Source organism: Marinitoga piezophila KA3 (assembly GCF_000255135.1).
Taxonomy (GTDB): Bacteria; Thermotogota; Thermotogae; order Petrotogales; family Petrotogaceae; genus Marinitoga; species Marinitoga piezophila.
Genome location: NC_016751.1, coordinates 1,957,026 through 1,975,110 on the forward strand (window position 1 = coordinate 1,957,026; position 18,085 = coordinate 1,975,110).

Below are 18,085 nucleotides of genomic sequence, written 5' to 3' on the forward strand. Positions count from 1 at the left end.
TTATATTTTTCTCAATTATTATAATTTTCAAGAAATAAAAATTCCCGGCAATAAAGCCGGGAATTGAATATATTTATCTTGGTATTTCTATTTTTGAATAATCACCAACAACAAGTCTTATAGTTTTTGGTTTTCTATCGCTGTGAACCACTGTTGCATTTGCTCCAATTATACTTGAATCCAATCTTGTTTCAAGATGTGCAATTGTTGCATTATCAAGTATTATAGAATTTTCTATTTCAGCATTTTCAATTGTAACTCCTGTTCCTATACTTGTATAAGGACCTATATATGAATCTGAAATAAGCACATTATCTCCTATAATTATTGGACCTCTAAGAACGCTATTTAAAATTCTTGCACCCTTTCCAATTACCACATTACCGTGAATTGAAGAGTTTTCATAAACAATACCTTCATTTCTGCTATCTTTTAACTGTTCTAATATTTTTCTATTGGCTTCAATCAAATCTTCTGGTTTTCCTGTATCCTTCCACCAGCCATATATAATATGTGCCCCTACATTTTTTTCATTATCAAGTAGCCATTGAATAGCATCTGTAATTTCCAATTCGCCTCTCCATGATGGTTTAATATTTTTAATAGCTTCAAAAACAACAGGTTTAAATATATATACACCGATAATTGCTAAATCCGATGGAGGATCCTTTGGTTTTTCAACAACCTTTATAACCTTATTATCTTTTAAAACAGCAATACCAAATCTTGAAGGATCTTCTACAGGAGTTAAAAGAATAAATGAATCCATATTTTCATTATTAAATTCTTCAACGAACTTTTTTAAATCTACAGTTACCAGATTATCACCTAAATACATTAAAAATTCATCATCTTTTAAGAAATCTTCTGAGATAGCAACAGCATGAGCCAATCCTTTAGGTTCTTCTTGAACGATATATGTTATGTTTAAACCAAGTTGTTCTCCAGTTCCTAAAGTGGCTTCAAAATCCTTTTTATTATCTGGGTTTACAACAATACCAACTTCTGTAATACCAGCTTCCTTAATCATTTCAAGACTATATACAATAGTTGGTTTGTTTGCAATAGGAATTAATGGTTTTGCATTTGTAAATGTTAAAGGTCTTAACCTTGTACCTTTACCAGCACACAATATCAACGCCTTCATATTTGCACCCCCTGTATAATTTTTAATAATCTTTCATGTATATATGGATTAGAATAAATAGCTTTTTTATTAAAGATTGTAGCTTTGTTTCCGGAATAATCTGTAATTATTCCTCCAGCTTCTTTTACAATAATATATCCTGCAGCAACGTCCCATGAATTTCCTTTTACAGAAATAAATGCATCAAGATTTCCAGTTCCCACATATGCAATTTGTAAAGCAGCAGTACCTAACAGTCTCACTCTCATTACATTGTTTTCAAGAGCACGGAAAAATTTATATGTATGACCACGTAAATTTCCTAAAGATATCATAGAACTTTCAATATCTTTATTCCAATGAGGAATTACCTTTTTGCCATTTTCATATACTCCTTTTCCTTTTTCAGCATATATTAATTGATTCATAACAGGTGCATATATAACACCATATAATGGTTCATCATCTTCAACATATGCAGCGGAAATGCAGAAATTTGGAATTCCTTTTGCAAAATTAACAGTTCCATCTATTGGGTCAATAACCCAGTATCCTTTAGTTGAAGGTTTTTTGTCAAAACCATCTTCTTCAGCCAAAAATCCTATTTCAGGAAATTTTTTAGTTAATTCATTATATAAGAAATCCTGAACTCTAAAATCAAGAGAAGTTACCAGATCAAATTTCGAAGATTTAGTATTAACAGAAAACTCTTCTTCACGCCATTCCAAAAGCTTTCTTCCAGCATTAAAGACAAGATCCTTTAAATATTCAAACTCTTTCATCTTTTCACCTGCTTCATTAATATATTATTTAATCCAGTCTTTATACACACACCACATAAAGAACATTTATCCCATCTGCAGTCTTCAGTAGTTTTTGCTTCTTCAGCTTTTTTTTCTTCAAATTTTAAAAATTCTTCGGTTATTAAAATGTCCACGATTTTCCATGGCAATTCATCTGTATTTATTTCATCTAAATAAAGAGATGTATTTATATTATTTTTGTTTATAGCTCTTGCCCATTTTCTAAAATCGAATTCTTCTTCCCATTCATCGAAAATGGCACCTTCTTCAAAGGCTGCATCATAAATAACCTTTCCAATTTTACTATCTCCACGAGATAACAATGCTTCAATTAAACTTTCGTAAGGGTCATGGATGTTTAATCTTGCGAATTTCCTTACTTCATTTAATATTTTTATTTTTTCCTTAACCTCTTTTGGTTGTACAAACCGTTCTTTTTCAAAAGGAGTATGTGGTTTTGGAATAAAAATCGAGACATTAACAGTAATATCCTTTAATTTGGCCTCTTTTTTTATTTTTCGAGCTAATTCAACAATAGCTTTTACGTCTTCATCGGTTTCTCCTGGCAATCCAATCATAAAATATAGTTTTATTCTTCTCCAGCCAGCTTCTTTGGCAAATTTAGCGACATTAATAATTTCTTCTTCACTTAAATTTTTGTTTATTATATCTCTTAATCTCTGTGAACCAGCTTCGGGAGCAAAGGTTAACCCTGTTTTTCGGGCTCCAGAAATCTTACTTCCAATTTCTATACCAAATCTATCAACCCTGCTTGAAGGTAAAGAAATTGAAATTCTGTTTTCTTTTAAAAAATCATTTAATTCATCAAGAACACTTTCTAAATCACTATAATCCAGAGTACTCAAAGATAATAGTGAAATTTCATTATAACCGGTACTTTCAAGTGTTTTGTAGGATAAATCAATTATGCTCTTGGCTGTCCTTTCTCTTACAGGTCTATAATAAAAACCCGCGTGACAGAATCTACAGCCTCTATCGCAACCACGCATAACCTCTATTATAGCCCTGTTGTGAATAGTTTTAATCTTTGGGACTATTTGATTAACCGGAAATTTCACCGTATTTAAATCTCTAACCTTTCTTACTTTAACTCTATCTTTAAATTTTGGAATATAAAAACCATAATTATTTTCTTCAACAGGATAAAATTTTGGCACATAAAATCCTTCCGTTTCGTGAAATTTTTTAAGTTTTTCTTCTCTTGAAACATCACTTGAAATTATTTTTATAATATCTTCAGAAACCTCTTCGCCATCACCATTAAAAAAAACATCAATAAAATCCCTTAATGGTTCAGGATTTGAAGCGCTCGGTCCTCCGGCAATAATTATAGGATCATTTTCGGATCTATCTTTTGACCAGACAGGTATATTTCCAAGTTTTAACGAATGTAATAGATTGGTATAAGATAGCTCATATTGCAAGGTAATTCCTATTAAATCAAAATCTTTTATAGGAGTAAATGTTTCAAGAGAATATAAAGGAATATTGTGTTTTTTCATCTCTTCAATCATATCTTTCCAGGGTAAAAAAATCCTTTCAGCATACACATTCTCAAAAGAATTAAATTCATTTAATAATATTTGAAACCCTGTGTGAGACATACCAACTTCATATAGGTCTGGAAACATAAGACCTATTCTTATTTTATTATTTAAATCTTTTTTTATAATATTATATTCTCCGCCAATATATCTTGCAGGTTTTCTTACTCTATGTAATACACCGCTTGAAAATAACCATTTCTGTATATTCAAAATAAATCCTCCCTCTAATCTATTCAAAAACTAAGTATATCATAAATCTTTTAAAGTTTATGAAATTCTTTTTATTTTTTATATTACTTTTTTGCTGCTTTGTTTAGAATAAATAGATTTCCTTTGAAGTTTGTATATACATAAAACATATATATAAAGAATATTATGTGTTTTTTTTGGATAAAAAGGTTCGCTATGTTAATAAAATATTTTGATTGTTAATAAAATAAATGAAATTTTTTTCATACTTGACAGTTATATTAAAGTGTGGTAAAATATAACCAAGATTTTACATTTGTAATATTAAGGGAGGGATTCTATGAAGAAGTTTTTATTGACGATGGTTTTAGTTTTAAGTCTCGTTGTATTTGCAAACATTAAAATTGGTGTTGTTTTACCAATGACCGGTGGTATTGCAGCATTTGGTGAAATGAGCTGGCAGGGAATTGAATTAGCACATGAAATGTATCCAGAAGTATTGGGTCAGAAAATTGATTTAGTACTTGTTGATAACAGATCCGAAAAAACAGAAGCTGCAAATGCTGTAAGTAGGGTAATTGACAAAGACAAGGTTGTAGCAATTATTGGTGAAGTTGCAAGTGCTCATTCATTAGCAGGTGGTGCAGTTGCCGAAAGAAAACATATTCCTATGTTAACTTCTTCATCAACAAATCCATTAGTTACAACAGGTAAAAAATATGTTTCACGTGTATGTTTTATCGACCCATATCAAGGTGCTGCAGCAGCAATATTCGCATTTGATAATTTAAAAGCAAAGAAAGCAGCAGTATTTATTGATGTTGAACAGGATTACAGTGTTGGTTTAGCTAATTTCTTCAAAAAGAAATTTAAAGAACTTGGCGGAAATTACTTTATTGAATTCTTTAAAACAGGTGACCAGGAATTTAGTGCTCAATTAACAGATGCATTAAATAAAAATCCAGATGTATTATATATCACAGGATATTATCCAGAAATTTCATTATTTGCAAGACAGGCAAGAATGTTAGGATACAATGGTCCAATACTTGCTGGTGACGGTGCAGAAGCAGAAGAATTAATAAAAATCGGTGGAGATGCAGTAGAAGGATTATATTACACAACACATTTCCATCCAGATGGTGCAGCAACAGAAATGACAAAGGTATTTGTTGAAAAGTTTATAGAAAAATTTGGAACAAAACCAGGTGCTATGCATGCTTTGGGATTTGATGCATACTTAGTTATGAGAAAAGCTATTGAGATGGCCGGGAAAGCAGATCCAAAAGCTATTGCTAAAGCAATTAGAGAAGTTAAAAACTTCCCTGGTGCAACAGGTATGATTACTATTAACAAAAATGGTGATGCTGAAAAATCAGTTGTAGTTGATATGGTTAAAAATGGAGAATTTACATATGTAACTACAGTAAATCCTGCTGAAAAATAATTTTAGCTTTAATTCCCCGGTCACTCCGGGGTTTTTTATTGATTGAAATGGAGGTGTTTTTGTGAGTGGTTCAATTTTTCTTCAAAATTTATTTAATGGCTTAATGTTTGGAGGATTATATGCATTATTAGCCGTTGGATATACAATGGTCTATGGGATTTTAAGACTTATAAATTTTGCCCATGGTGACATTATGATGATGGGTGTTTATTTTGCGTTTTATGCATCATTGGTAGGTTCTCCCCTATGGCTCTCCGTAATTATTGGTGTTTTAGGAGCTGCATTTCTTGGTTTCCTTATAGATAGAATTGCATATAAACCTTTGAGAAACGCTCCTAGAATTTCCGCGTTAATCACAGCAATTGGTATGAGTTTCTTTTTAGAAAGTATAGCTGTTGTTGTTTTTGGTGCAGTTCCAAAATCATTTACAGCAGTTTTTAATGAAAATAACAAATGGATATTAAATAAAACATTTACAATTGGAGGGGCAAGAATACCAGTTTTAACCTTTATGGTTTTCATAATAACAGCTGTATTGTTCTTAATCCTTTTCTGGATAGTATATAAAACAAAAATTGGTATGGCTATGAGGGCAATTTCCTCAGATATACCTACAACATCATTAATGGGTATTAATGTGGATATGGTAATTGGTTTTACATTTGCATTGGGTTCAGCAATGGCAGCAGCTGGAGGTATTATGTGGGCTATGAGATATCCTAACGTATTTCCATATATGGGATTTATGCCCGGTCTTAAAGCATTTATTGCAGCTGTTCTTGGTGGAATAGGTTCTATTCCTGGTGCTGTTGTTGGTGGATTTTTATTAGGAATTATGGAAATATTCCTTGTTGCATTAATGCCATCTGCAGCAGGTTACAGGGACGCCTTTGCTTTTATTATCCTTATTATCATTCTTTTAATAAAACCCGATGGATTATTGGGTAAAAAATCTGTGGTAAAGGTGTGATAGCATGAGTATGAAAAAATTAAACTGGATATTAAATATAATAGCTATTGTTATATTTACGCTTTTTTTATCTTATGCCAATAATAGCTTTGATGATTACACATTAAGAATTATTACTTTAATACCTATTTATGCAATAATGGCAGTTAGTTTGAATTTAATAAATGGTATTACAGGTATATTCTCATTGGGACATGCTGGATTTGTGTTATTAGGTGCTTATACATCAGCATTATTAACCCTTGAACCAATGCAAAAGGAAATGTCTTATATAATTATGCCAATTCAGCCATGGTTATTAAATCTTCATTCAGGATTTTTGGTAGCAACAATTGCTGGAGGAGTAATTGCAGCTGTATTTGCATTTCTAATTGGATGGCCTACTTTGAAATTATCAGGTGATTACCTTGCAATTGCAAGTTTGGGTTTTGCTGAAATAGCAAGGGTTGCAGCAAATAATATGATTAGCGTTACCAATGGTCCTCTTGGATTAAAAGGACTTCCTAATTACACAAATGTATATTGGGCATGGGGTTGGTTATTGGTTACATTAATCGCTATTATCAGTCTTGTTAAGAGTTCATATGGAAGGGCTTTGATTGCTATAAGAGAAGACTCAATAGCTGCAGAATCAATGGGTATAAATGTATTTAAACATGAGTTATTGGCCTTTGTTTTTGGTGCATTCTTTGCAGGTATTTCAGGAGCATTATATGCTCATTGGCTTACAACAATTGATCCAAGGATTACAACATTTGGTCCGTTATTGACATTCTATGTATTAATAATGGTTGTTCTTGGAGGTTTAGGAAGTATTACAGGTTCTGTTATAGGTGCAGGAGTATTTGCTCTTATGTTTGAATATTTAAGAGCTTTAGAAGAACCATTTGATATTTTTGGTATGCATGTTCCAGGTATTCCCGGAATGAGAATGCTTGTTATTTCTGCAATATTTATCTTCCTGATGATATTCTGGCAGAAGGGTATTATGGGAAGAAGCGAACTTACATGGGAGAGAATATTAAAATTCTTGAAAATAGAAGTGAAAAAACCTTCCTTAGCAGAGGTTTATTTAGGTAAAGAAGGTGATGAATGATGAAAAAAATTCTTGAAATGAATCACATAACAATGCAATTTGGAGGGCTTATAGCAGTTAACGATTTTCATAATCAATTATATGAAGGAGAATTATTGGGCTTAATAGGTCCTAATGGAGCCGGTAAGACAACAGCATTTAATGTTATTACAGGTATCTATATCCCTACAAAAGGCAAGGTAATTTTTGATGGTATTGATATCACGCCATTTAGACCACATGAAATTACGCATCTTGGAATTGCCAGGACATTTCAGAACATTAGATTATTTCAGGATATGACAGTTTTAGAAAATGTTATAGTTGCTCAACATCATATGCTTTCAAATAGCGATGTGGATAAAATAATGAAAAAGCATGGTAAAAAGCCAAAGGGTAGTTCGCCAATGTGGTTTATAAAGGCTCTTACAAAAATTGGATATTTAAGTAAAGAAAAAGAAATGATAAAAGAAGGATTGTTATTATTAGAAAAGGTTGGATTATTACATCTTGCAGAGGAAAAAGCATCAGCATTACCTTATGGGTTACAGAGAAAATTAGAAATTGCACGTGCTCTGGCAACGCATCCAAAAGTATTGTTATTGGATGAACCAGCAGCAGGTATGAATCCACAGGAATCTGAAGAATTAATGCATTTTATTAGAAAAATAAGAGATGAGTTTAATCTTTCCATACTTTTAATAGAACACGATATGAAGGTTGTTATGGGAGTGTGTGAAAGAATACTTGTTCTCGATTATGGTGCAATAATTGCTGAAGGTAAGCCTGAAGAGATTCAAAAGAATCCAAGGGTTATTGAGGCATACCTTGGAGAGGAGTGGAAGAATGCAAAAGCAGAATAATAATGAAATAGTACTTGAAATTAAAGATTTAAACATATATTATGGAGCTATACATGCTGTAAAAGGAATTAACATAAAGGTTCCAAAAGGGAAGATTATAACCCTTATTGGTGCCAATGGTGCCGGAAAAACCTCAACCCTTTCAGCTATTGCCGGGCTTGTAAAACCAAAAAGCGGTGAAATACTCTATAAGGGAAATAATATTGCAGGAAAAAGTTCACATGAAATTACAAGAATGGGTATAGCTCTTGTTCCAGAAGGACGTAGAATATTCCCGAATTTAACAGTATATGAAAATCTTATGATGGGTGCATATAATAGAAAAGATAAAGAAGGTATAGAAAGAGACTTAGAATGGGTATATAATTTATTCCCGCGATTAAAGGAACGTTTAAAACAATTAGGAGGAACATTATCAGGTGGAGAACAGCAAATGCTTGCTATTAGTAGAGCAATTATGAGTAAACCTGAAATTATAATGATGGATGAACCATCGTTAGGATTAGCACCTGTACTTGTTTCTGAAGTGTTTGATATTATAAAGGTTATAAATGAAAATGGAGGAACTATCTTATTAATTGAGCAAAATGCTGCTCAGGCATTAAGAGTATCCCATTATGGGTATGTGCTTGAAACAGGAAATATTATACTTGAAAATGATTCAGATTTATTATTGAAGGATGAAAGTGTACAAAAAGCCTATCTTGGAATGGCCTGACAACTATTGATACGCCGTCATAGTTGCACCTCATAATGCTTAAAAATCAAAGGCTCCCCTTACGGGAGCCTTTGTGCATTATTCTGTAGCTTTATTAAAGTTTAATATTCCTCTTTTTTCTAAGAGAATTAAAAGAGGTAATCCAAGTGCATAACATGCTATTGCTTCTCCAATACCAATCCATAATACAGTTGACCAATATGGAACATGTGCAAGAGGAGCAACATAAGCAGAAACACCAAATGCATTAACAATTACAGGTGGCAATGGTGCAAGATATTTATTTGGCATTTTATAGGTTAAATATGCGGCTACTAAAGTCAAAGCGCTGCCAAGAAAGATATCAATTGCGCCAAATCCACCAAAAATATTAGCTAACATAGCTCCAATATACAATGCAGGAATAAAAATAGGATTTAAAAAAGGTAAAACGGTTAAAGCTTCTGAAATCCTTACCTGCATAGGACCGTAACTAATAGGTTGTAATACCACAGTTAATGCGACATATAATGCCGCAACTACACCTGCCAATACCATGTTTTTAGTTTTCAAAGAAAACACCTCCTTGTTTTGTTAAGGCGGGTGCCGCGACCGCCATGAATAGCAAAGAATTTTAACATATTATTTTTAAAAAAATATTTCTTTTAAAAGAAAATAGCAACAATTATAAACAATACAATAGCTATGACAAGTGAGATGAAAGCGTGTTTATCATTTTTTTGTATAACAGATTCTTTTTTTAAGTAACCTTTTCTTAATTCCTTAGCAGAACTATTAAATAAATACATAGAGTTAATTATTAAAATTACACCAGCGTAGAATAATATATTGGCAATCATTCACTTATTCCTCCTTGTAAATTTTACAATTAAGTATTATAATTATATCATGAGTTGTAAAAGGAGGTATTAACATTGAATAAAGAATTAACTCCACCCCATAGTCAGGAAGCAGAAGAGGCGCTTTTAGGTAGTATTTTTCTTGACCCGCAAATATTACCGGATATTCTGGAAGAAATACGTTCACATGATTTTTATAATCAACAACATCAAATTATATTTAAAATTATAGAGGATTTATTTGATAGAGGATTGCCTGTTGATGCAATTTCTGTTATGGAAAGTTTAAGAAATGCAAATTTGCTTGAAAGAGCAGGTGGAGAAGATAAACTTATTTATCTGGCTGAAGTTGTTCCAACACCTGCAAATGCTTTATATTATGCAAAAATCGTAAAGGATAAGTCATTATTAAGAAGCCTTATAACTGCAAGTTCAGAAATAGTTGAAGCAACAAAAACAATTGGTGAAGCGGAAGAAATTCTTGATTTTGCAGAAAAAAAGATATTTGAAATAGCGGAATCACGAGCAACGAGAACATATGATTCAGTTCCGAACATAATTCACGATGTTTTTGAAAAACTTGATGAATTAAAAAAACGTGCTTCAGTTGAACCAAATGCTCTCGTTACAGGTCTACCTACAGGGTTCATTTCTTTAGATCGCCTTACCTCGGGATTTCATAAATCTGATTTAATCATTATCGCAGCTCGTCCATCAATGGGTAAAACAACATTTGCATTAAATGTGGCAAGTAATCTTGCAATAAAATATAAAATCCCAATAGCAATGTTTAACCTTGAAATGTCGAAAGAACAGCTTGTGCAAAGAATATTATGTGCTGAAGCACATGTGGATTTACAAAAAGTTAGAACAGGTATGTTAAACAATGAAGATTGGAATAAATTGGTTAATGCCGCACATAAATTATCCCAATCAAAAATAGTGGTTGATGATGAGCCGGGGCTTGATCCAAGAACATTAAGAGCAAAAGCGAGGAGAATGAAAAGAGAATATGGAATAGAAGCAATCTTTATAGATTATCTTCAATTGATGTCATCTAAATCAAGAAGTGGTGAAAGCAGACAACAGGAAATTTCGGAAATTTCACGTTCATTGAAATTGCTGGCAAGAGAATTAAATGTAGTTATAGTTGCTCTTTCTCAGCTTTCAAGAGCAGTAGAGCAGAGAGAAGATAAAAGACCGCGTTTAAGTGATTTAAGGGAATCAGGGGCTATAGAGCAGGATGCCGATATGGTAATGTTTTTATACAGAGATGCATATTATAAAAGGAAGAAGGATAATAAAAAAGAGAATCAGGATGATAATGGAGAAAATCTTATATTAAATCACCCACATGAGTCAGAGTTAATTATAGGAAAACAGAGAAATGGTCCAGTTGGGACAATAAAATTAATGTTCGATCCAAAAATAACATTATTTTATGAAAAAGATAATTTACATAACGAACCGTATTAGGAGGAAGAAAAATGGTAAAAAATATACAAAAAAAAGTTATACAGTTAATTGAAAAAAAGCCATTACTACAAAAAGAAATATATAATAAATTAAAGGCTAAAACAAAGGAAGAAAGAAAAAAGGTAAGAGATGCGTTAAAAGAAATGATGGATAACGGAGAAATCTACAAAAATTCTAAAAACAAATATTGTTTACCAGGAAAAAATATGAAAATAGGAATTATAGAATTTACAAGAAGAGGAAGTATGGCATTTGTAACCATAAAAGGTGGAGAAGAAATAGCCATAACTCTTGAAAATGCTAAAGACGCAATGCATAAAGATACAGTATTGGTGGAAATAATTGGAACATGGCGAGACTTGCCAAAAGGAAAAGTTGTAAGAGTATTAAAAAGAGGAATGAAAAAGGTTGTAGGAATATTTGAAAAGAAAAAATTATTTGGTTTTATTATTCCTATAGATCAAAAAATAAACACAGATTTTTATGTAGCTCCTGAAAACTTTAATGATGCTAAACCAGGACAGGTTGTAGAAGCTGAAATAATAAAATATGGTGGTAAAAATCCTGAGGTAAAGATAACAAAAATAATAGGTGACACAAATGATCCAAAAGTAGATTTACCAATAGTTATTATAAAACATGAGCTTCCTGAGCCTGGAGTATTTCCAAAAAATGTAATGAATGAAGCTTTAAAGATACCAAATACAGTACAGGATAAGGATTTAAAAGGTAGAAAAGATTTTAGAGATGAAATTATCTTTACAATAGATGGAGATACTGCAAAAGACTTTGATGATGCAGTTCAAATAAAGAAATTAGATAATGGAAATTATTTATTAGGTGTTCATATTGCTGATGTTTCTCATTATGTAAAGGAAAATTCCAACCTTGACAAAGAAGCATTTAAAAGAGGAACAAGTGTTTATTTAATAGATACTGTAATTCCAATGTTGCCTCATGAGCTTTCAGATTGGATATGTTCTCTTGTTGAAAATGAAGATAGACTCACCATGTCATTGCTTATGGAAATAGATGAAAATGGTGATGTTGTAGATTTTAATGTATATAACGGAGTTATCAGGAGTAAAAAAAGGCTTACATATAGCAAAGTAAATAAACTATTATCAAATGAAGCAGATGAGGAACTTGAAAAGGAAATAGGCTGGTTGAGACCACAATTAGAAATGATGAAAGAATTAATGGAGATAATCAGGGAAAACAGGAGAAGAAGAGGAGCTATTCTTGATATTGAAGGTGGAGAAGTAAAATTTATATTTGATGAAAATGGCAACGTAAAGGATATAATTCCTGTTGAAAGAGGCATTTCAGAAGTAATAATTGAAGAATTTATGATTAAAGCTAATGAAACTATAGCCTCTATATTTGATTCGCAGGGATTGCCGTTTATATATAGAATTCACGAAGAACCTGATCCGGATATGCTTTTACAACTAAAAAATTATCTTGAAATTATAGGTTTGAGATACAGATTTCCAAAGAATATACATCCAAAATTATTACAGGATTTATTGGAACATCTTAAAGATCATCCATTGAAAAAAAGTATACAGAAATTATTGGTTCGCTCTTTAAAAAGAGCAGTATATTCAGATTTAAATGTAGGACACTTTGGTCTTGCATCTGAAAATTATACGCATTTTACATCACCAATAAGAAGATATCCTGATTTGATTGTACATAGATTATTGAAAAAATATCTAAAAGGAAAAGGAACGCTTTCAAAAAAAGATATAGAGAAATATACAGAAAAGCTTCCTGAAATAGCTTCTCACAGTTCAAAAAGAGAAAGAGTAGCAAATGAAGCGGAATGGGATCTTGCGGATATGAAAAAGGTAGAGTATATTTTAGACCATATGAATGAAATCTTTGAAGTATACATAACTAATGTAACCAAATTTGGTTTGTTTGTGGAAATACCGGATAAATTTATACAGGGTCTTGTTCATGTATCCTCTATGGATGATTATTATGTTTATAATGAAAAATTAAATGTTCTTGTTGGAGATAGAAAAAAGAAAGTTTATAAATTAGGAGATAAAATAAAGGTAAGGGTAAAAAATGCAAATAAATTAACAGCGGAAATAGATTTTGAAATAGTTGATAAAACAGATGAAGAAATGGAAAAAGAATTAAAAGGGAAATATCCAAATGCAAAGATAAAAGTAAAAAGAAAAAAGAAGAAAAATAAAAAGTAATAATAAAAAAGAGAGCCGCACGGCAGACGTTACCGTTGCGGCGGCCCCTATACCCCCCTAGGTATTTTTTTCATTACATATTATACCATAAAAATACAAAAAAGTAACACTTCTATACGGTAAAATGAAAAATTGTAACAAAAAATATGGGGTTAATAATAAATACATATTATTATCATGGTATAATTAATTAGGATTCAAAACTAAATGGGAGGGATAGTATGATTTCAAAAGTTATGGAAGAAGCTATAAATAAACAAATTAACGAAGAAATGTTCTCTGCATATTTATATTTATCAATGTCAGCATATTTTGAAAAAATAGGATTAAAAGGTTTTGCAAACTGGATGAAGGTTCAGTATGAAGAAGAAATGTTTCATGCAATGAAGTTTTATAATTATTTACTTTCAAGAGGTGGAGAAGTAAAATTATATACTATAAAAGAACCTAAAAAGGACTGGGAATCACCATTAAATGCATTTGAGGAAACATTGGAACATGAAAAGCATATAACAAAATGTATAAATGAGTTAGTTGATTTAGCAGAAAAAGAGAAAGATAGAGCTACATTTAATTTCTTACAATGGTATATTGATGAACAGGTTGAAGAAGAAGCAAATGATGAAGAAATAATAGCTAAATTAAAAATGATTAAAGATAGTCCAAATGGATTATTTATGCTTGATAGAGAATTAGCAGGAAGAACATTTAATGAACCTGCCGCAGAATAAAATAAAAGGGGGATATCCCCCTTTTATTTATATATTATGGTATATCAATTATTAAAAGATATAAATTTTCATGATTTGTATTATTTTTTATATTTTCAAAAAAAGAATAATCGTCTATATGTTCAAAATCTCTACCATCATGAAAGACAAGCTTCCATTCTTCGGGATAAGCATAACTCCCTCTTTCATATCTTTCAAGATTTTCCTTTAAAGTATTAAAAATAAAATCATCTTCAGGGACCTTTCCTTCAAAACGCTTAATCATATTTTCAGATGCATTGTATAAACCTTTATATAAAGAAATTAATTCCTGGACGGTATCTTCAAATAATTTGCTTTCACTTGCATATGAAATACATGAAGATACATTATGATCACCATATCTTCCAGCGTATTTAGAAGCTTTTTTAATAGCATCTTCTTCAGAGTCTGCAATAACAATAAGACTATAAGTATACATCCAATCCCTCCTTAATATTTATAAAAAGCGGGGTAGAAATCCCCGCTTTTATTATATCATAACCATTCTCTTTCAAAATATCTTGTATGTAATAATTTATGTGATTTTTCACTGAGAGGTTTTTCAAGGAATTCATCGTATAATTTTTTAATAGATGGATTTTCATGTGATTTTCTAATAGGTTTGCTTTTATCGATTTTATTAATAGCTTCCATTCTCTTTTTGATGATATTAAAGTCTCCGTGATGATAAGGTTGTCCTCCACCACCAACACATCCGCCAGGACATGCCATTACTTCAATAAGATGTACCTCAACTTTACCTTCTCTGATATCTTCTAACAATTTTCTAACATTACCTAAACCATGAGCAACACCAATTCTGATTTTTTGACCTTTAATATCAACTTCAGCAATTCTTACTCCTTCATAACCTCTTAAAGCTTCAAAATCAACATCTTTTAATTCTTCTCCTGTAATCCATTCATAAGCAGTTCTTAATGCAGCTTCTGCAACACCACCTGTTCTACCGAATATATCAGCAGCACCTGTTGACTCGCCTAATGGATTATCGTATTCACCTTCGGGTAAATTCTGGAAGTTAATACCTGATTCTCTGATCATATCTGCCAATTCTCTTGTAGTAATTACATAATCAACATCTTTATAACCTGAATCTCTCATTTCTTCCCTGTTTGCTTCATATTTTTTAGCAAGACATGGCATAACTGAAACTACAACTATATCCTTTGGATCAATTCCTGCTTTTTGTGCATAATATGTTTTTGCTATTGCACCAAACATTTGCTGAGGTGATTTAGCACTTGATGGCATTTCTAATAAATCAGGGAACTGATGTTCTAAGAATTTAACCCAGCCTGGACAACAACTTGTAAGCATAGGCATATATCCACCATTTTCAAGTCTTTCTTTAAATTCAGAAGCTTCTTCCATTATAGTTAAATCAGCACTAAAATTAGTATCAAATACTTTATCAAAACCTAAAACCTTTAATGCAGAAACAAGTTTCCCTGTTGAAATTGTTCCAGGTTCATAACCAAATTCTTCACCAAGAGCAACCCTTACTGCAGGAGCTGTTTGAACTACAACATGTTTTGTTGGATCCTCAATTACATCCCAGACCTGATCAATATATGATTTTTCAACAAGAGCTCCTGTTGGACATACTGCAACACATTGACCACAGAAAGTACATGCGGTATTTTCCAAATTCCAGTCAAAAGTTGGTTTCACAACAGCATCAAATCCTCTATTAACTGCTGATAATACACCAACTGTCTGGAATTCATTACATACAGTTTCACATCTTCTACACATAATACATTTATTTGGATCTCTTATAATAGCAGCTGATTCGTCAATTCTGTGAGTTGACATCTTACCCATAAAAGGATTTGAAACAATATTTAATTCGTGAGCAAGGCTCTGTAATTCACAGTCACCATTTTTAGGACATTTTAAACAATCCTGAGGATGATCTGATAATAAAAGTTGAACAGCAGTTCTTCTTGCCTGAATAGCTCTTCTTGAATGTGTTTTAACAACCATTCCATCAAAAACTGGAGTAGCACATGCTGGAGCAAGGTTTCTTCTTCCTTCTACTTCAACCATACAAACCCTACATGAGGCAGGTTTATTTTCAATTCCTATATCTTCAAGTTTCATATAACATAATGTTGGAACATATGCACCTATTGAATTAATAGCATCTAAAACTGTATAATTTTCAGGAACTTCAACCTCTTTACAATTTATAGTAATTTTTGGCATATTGCATCCTCCTTCCTTATATCTTTTCTATAGCGCCGAATCTACATGTTGCATAACAGGCGCCGCATTTAATACATTTTTCCTGATCTATTTCATGTGGTTTCTTAATTTCACCACTAATTGCATTTACAGGACAAACTCTCGCACATGCTGTACATCCCACACATTTATCCTTATCAATTACATATGTAATTAAATTCTTACATACTCCAGCTGGACATGTTTTATCAAGAACATGTGCTTCATATTCATCTCTGAAATAATGCAGAGTGGATAATATTGGATTAGGTGATGTTTGACCTAAACCACATAATGCAGAATCTTTTATAGTTTTTCCTAAAGTTTCAAGTGTATTTAAATCTTCTATTGTTGCTCTACCAGAAGTAATCTTTTCTAATATTTCAAGTAATCTTACGTTACCTATTCTACATGGAGTACATTTACCACATGATTCTTCAACGGAGAATTCAAGATAGAACTTTGCAACATCAGGCATACATGTATTTTCGTCCATAACAATCATACCACCTGAACCCATCATAGAACCCAATGCAGTTAATGTATCAAAATCAATTGGAGTATCGAGATATGCTTCAGGAATACATCCTCCTGATGGTCCACCTGTTTGAACAGCTTTAAATTTCTTGTTATCTCTAATTCCACCACCAATATCAAAAATAACCTCTCTTAATGTTGTACCCATTGGAACTTCAACAAGTCCAACATTGTTAACCTTACCTGCTAGTGCAAAAACCTTTGTTCCAGGAGATTTTTCTGTTCCAAGACTTCTAAACCATTTTGCACCCTTTAAAATAATAGGAGCAATATTTGCAAGTGTTTCAACATTATTTATAATAGTTGGTTTGCCCCATAAACCTTTTTGGGCAGGGAAAGGAGGTTTTGTTCTTGGTTCTCCTCTGTATCCTTCAATTGAAGCTAATAAAGCAGTTTCTTCACCACAAACAAAAGCTCCAGCACCAAGTCTTATTTCGAGATCAAATGAAAAATCAGTTCCTAAAATATTTTCACCCAATAGTCCATATTCTCTTGCCTGATTAATAGCATTTTGAAGTCTTTTAACTGCAAGGGGATATTCTGCTCTTATGTAAATATATCCCTGATTTGCTCCTATTGCGTAACCTGCAATAGCCATTCCTTCAATAACTGAATGTGGATCACCTTCTAAAACGGATCTATCCATAAATGCTCCCGGGTCACCTTCGTCTGCATTACATACAACATACTTTACATCGCTTTTTGCTTTTTGGGCAAATCCCCATTTTAATCCTGTTGGGAATCCTCCTCCACCTCTTCCTCTAAGACCGGATTCTCTAACTTCTTCAACAACTTCTTCTGGAGTCATTGATAATGCTTTTGCTAAAGCCTGATAACCATCATTTGCAATATATTCATCAATATCATCAGGATCAATTAAACCGGCGTTTCTTAAAGCAACCCTGATTTGTTTTTTATAAAATGGCATTTTCTTTGATTCGTCGATTTTTTCCTTTTCTGTAGGTTCCACGTATAACAATCTTTCAACTTTTCTACCTTTTATAATATGTTCATTAACCAATTCTTCTGCATCTTCCGGTGTAACTCTAACATAAAATGTATTATCAGGTAAGAACTTTACAATAGGTCCCTGTTCACAGAATCCAAAACAACCTGTTCTAACAACCTGAACATCATTTTCAAGATTTTTTTCCTTTATAATCTTTTCAAGATTATCCTTTATAAGTTCACTTTTAGAAGATGTACAACCTGTACCTCCACAGATTAATATGTGATATTTATATGATGGCATTATATTC

16 protein-coding genes are annotated in these 18,085 nt (G+C 32.0%); 8 read left to right on the forward strand and 8 right to left on the reverse strand.

The window, feature by feature from the left end; translation table 11 throughout:
• Window positions 1-73 precede the first annotated feature (73 nt).
• The 3 genes from MARPI_RS09260 to MARPI_RS09270 are packed head-to-tail and all read right to left on the reverse strand — an operon-like array spanning window position 74 to window position 3,707.
• Window positions 74-1,147: a glucose-1-phosphate thymidylyltransferase gene (locus MARPI_RS09260; RefSeq protein ID WP_014297331.1), complete on the reverse strand. Its 1,074-nt coding sequence runs from the start codon at window positions 1,145-1,147 to the stop codon at window positions 74-76.
• A complete protein-coding gene (locus tag MARPI_RS09265; RefSeq protein WP_014297332.1) occupies window positions 1,144-1,908 on the reverse strand; it encodes an inositol monophosphatase family protein in 765 nt (254 codons plus the stop codon). The genes MARPI_RS09260 and MARPI_RS09265 overlap by 4 nt, the downstream gene beginning before the upstream one ends.
• The gene (locus MARPI_RS09270; protein WP_014297333.1) at window positions 1,905-3,707 is read right to left on the reverse strand and encodes a TIGR03960 family B12-binding radical SAM protein; all 1,803 of its coding nucleotides are present in this window, start codon (window positions 3,705-3,707) and stop codon (window positions 1,905-1,907) included. Before MARPI_RS09270 ends, MARPI_RS09265 begins: the two co-directional genes overlap by 4 nt.
• Window positions 3,708-4,026: 319 nt before the next feature.
• Between MARPI_RS09270 and MARPI_RS09275 the strand changes: the two genes are divergently transcribed.
• The 5 genes from MARPI_RS09275 (at window position 4,027) to MARPI_RS09295 (ending at window position 8,759) form a co-directional block, all read left to right on the forward strand.
• Window positions 4,027-5,133, forward strand: a complete 1,107-nt coding sequence (locus tag MARPI_RS09275) for an ABC transporter substrate-binding protein (protein ID WP_014297334.1) — start codon at window positions 4,027-4,029, stop codon at window positions 5,131-5,133.
• 61 nt (window positions 5,134-5,194) lie between these two features.
• On the forward strand, window positions 5,195-6,103 hold the full coding sequence (locus MARPI_RS09280) for a branched-chain amino acid ABC transporter permease (RefSeq protein ID WP_014297335.1): 909 nt from the start codon (window positions 5,195-5,197) through the stop codon (window positions 6,101-6,103).
• Window positions 6,104-6,107: 4 nt separating this feature from the next.
• A complete protein-coding gene (locus MARPI_RS09285) occupies window positions 6,108-7,199 on the forward strand; it encodes a branched-chain amino acid ABC transporter permease (RefSeq protein WP_014297336.1) in 1,092 nt (363 codons plus the stop codon).
• The gene (locus MARPI_RS09290) at window positions 7,196-8,041 is read left to right on the forward strand and encodes an ABC transporter ATP-binding protein (protein WP_014297337.1); all 846 of its coding nucleotides are present in this window, start codon (window positions 7,196-7,198) and stop codon (window positions 8,039-8,041) included. Before MARPI_RS09285 ends, MARPI_RS09290 begins: the two co-directional genes overlap by 4 nt.
• Complete coding sequence (locus MARPI_RS09295) at window positions 8,025-8,759, forward strand: ABC transporter ATP-binding protein (protein WP_014297338.1); 735 nt, start codon at window positions 8,025-8,027, stop codon at window positions 8,757-8,759. The genes MARPI_RS09290 and MARPI_RS09295 overlap by 17 nt, the downstream gene beginning before the upstream one ends.
• A 78-nt stretch (window positions 8,760-8,837) precedes the next feature.
• On the opposite strand, the gene MARPI_RS09300 is transcribed toward MARPI_RS09295, so the two are convergent.
• Together MARPI_RS09300 and MARPI_RS09305 are read right to left on the reverse strand one after the other, a co-directional pair.
• Window positions 8,838-9,311 (reverse strand): QueT transporter family protein, encoded by a 474-nt coding sequence (locus tag MARPI_RS09300; protein ID WP_014297339.1) that lies wholly within the window; start codon window positions 9,309-9,311, stop codon window positions 8,838-8,840.
• 92 nt (window positions 9,312-9,403) lie between these two features.
• Window positions 9,404-9,598, reverse strand: coding sequence for a hypothetical protein (locus MARPI_RS09305; protein WP_014297340.1), 195 nt, complete (start codon window positions 9,596-9,598; stop codon window positions 9,404-9,406).
• Between the two features lie 75 nt (window positions 9,599-9,673).
• On the opposite strand from MARPI_RS09305, the gene dnaB reads away from it, so the two are divergent.
• The 3 genes from dnaB to MARPI_RS09320 all read left to right on the forward strand — a co-directional run bounded on the left by dnaB (window position 9,674) and on the right by MARPI_RS09320 (window position 14,021).
• Window positions 9,674-11,074, forward strand: coding sequence for a replicative DNA helicase (gene dnaB / locus MARPI_RS09310; protein ID WP_014297341.1), 1,401 nt, complete (start codon window positions 9,674-9,676; stop codon window positions 11,072-11,074).
• 11 nt (window positions 11,075-11,085) lie between these two features.
• Window positions 11,086-13,290, forward strand: a complete 2,205-nt coding sequence (gene rnr, locus MARPI_RS09315) for a ribonuclease R (protein WP_014297342.1) — start codon at window positions 11,086-11,088, stop codon at window positions 13,288-13,290.
• A gap of 221 nt (window positions 13,291-13,511) precedes the next feature.
• Window positions 13,512-14,021: a ferritin gene (locus tag MARPI_RS09320; RefSeq protein WP_014297343.1), complete on the forward strand. Its 510-nt coding sequence runs from the start codon at window positions 13,512-13,514 to the stop codon at window positions 14,019-14,021.
• 34 nt (window positions 14,022-14,055) lie between these two features.
• Here the strand turns inward: MARPI_RS09320 and MARPI_RS09325 are convergent, their stop codons facing one another.
• From MARPI_RS09325 to nuoF, 3 genes are read right to left on the reverse strand one after another with little or no spacing between them, the layout of a single operon-like run.
• Window positions 14,056-14,481 carry a hypothetical protein gene (locus tag MARPI_RS09325; protein WP_014297344.1) on the reverse strand — a complete coding sequence of 142 codons (426 nt, stop codon included), beginning with the start codon at window positions 14,479-14,481 and terminating at the stop codon, window positions 14,056-14,058.
• A 56-nt stretch (window positions 14,482-14,537) separates the two neighbouring features.
• On the reverse strand, window positions 14,538-16,271 hold the full coding sequence (locus MARPI_RS09330; RefSeq protein ID WP_014297345.1) for an NADH-dependent [FeFe] hydrogenase, group A6: 1,734 nt from the start codon (window positions 16,269-16,271) through the stop codon (window positions 14,538-14,540).
• Window positions 16,272-16,287: 16 nt separating this feature from the next.
• Complete coding sequence (gene nuoF, locus MARPI_RS09335) at window positions 16,288-18,078, reverse strand: NADH-quinone oxidoreductase subunit NuoF (RefSeq protein WP_014297346.1); 1,791 nt, start codon at window positions 18,076-18,078, stop codon at window positions 16,288-16,290.
• Window positions 18,079-18,085 lie beyond the last annotated feature (7 nt).

Bases quoted from the DNA above. Each gene is read 5' to 3' on its own strand.
- MARPI_RS09295 (WP_014297338.1), top strand. From the start codon at position 8,025: ATGCAAAAGCAGAATAATAATGAAATAGTACTTGAAATTAAAGATTTA.
- MARPI_RS09265 (WP_014297332.1), bottom strand. From the start codon at position 1,908: ATGAAAGAGTTTGAATATTTAAAGGATCTTGTCTTTAATGCTGGAAGA.
- MARPI_RS09290 (WP_014297337.1), top strand. From the start codon at position 7,196: ATGATGAAAAAAATTCTTGAAATGAATCACATAACAATGCAATTTGGA.
- MARPI_RS09330 (WP_014297345.1), bottom strand. From the start codon at position 16,271: ATGCCAAAAATTACTATAAATTGTAAAGAGGTTGAAGTTCCTGAAAAT.
- MARPI_RS09325 (WP_014297344.1), bottom strand. From the start codon at position 14,481: ATGTATACTTATAGTCTTATTGTTATTGCAGACTCTGAAGAAGATGCT.
- MARPI_RS09305 (WP_014297340.1), bottom strand. From the start codon at position 9,598: ATGATTGCCAATATATTATTCTACGCTGGTGTAATTTTAATAATTAAC.
- MARPI_RS09285 (WP_014297336.1), top strand. From the start codon at position 6,108: ATGAGTATGAAAAAATTAAACTGGATATTAAATATAATAGCTATTGTT.
- nuoF (WP_014297346.1), bottom strand. From the start codon at position 18,078: ATGCCATCATATAAATATCACATATTAATCTGTGGAGGTACAGGTTGT.
- MARPI_RS09260 (WP_014297331.1), bottom strand. From the start codon at position 1,147: ATGAAGGCGTTGATATTGTGTGCTGGTAAAGGTACAAGGTTAAGACCT.
- rnr (WP_014297342.1), top strand. From the start codon at position 11,086: ATGGTAAAAAATATACAAAAAAAAGTTATACAGTTAATTGAAAAAAAG.
- MARPI_RS09320 (WP_014297343.1), top strand. From the start codon at position 13,512: ATGATTTCAAAAGTTATGGAAGAAGCTATAAATAAACAAATTAACGAA.
- MARPI_RS09275 (WP_014297334.1), top strand. From the start codon at position 4,027: ATGAAGAAGTTTTTATTGACGATGGTTTTAGTTTTAAGTCTCGTTGTA.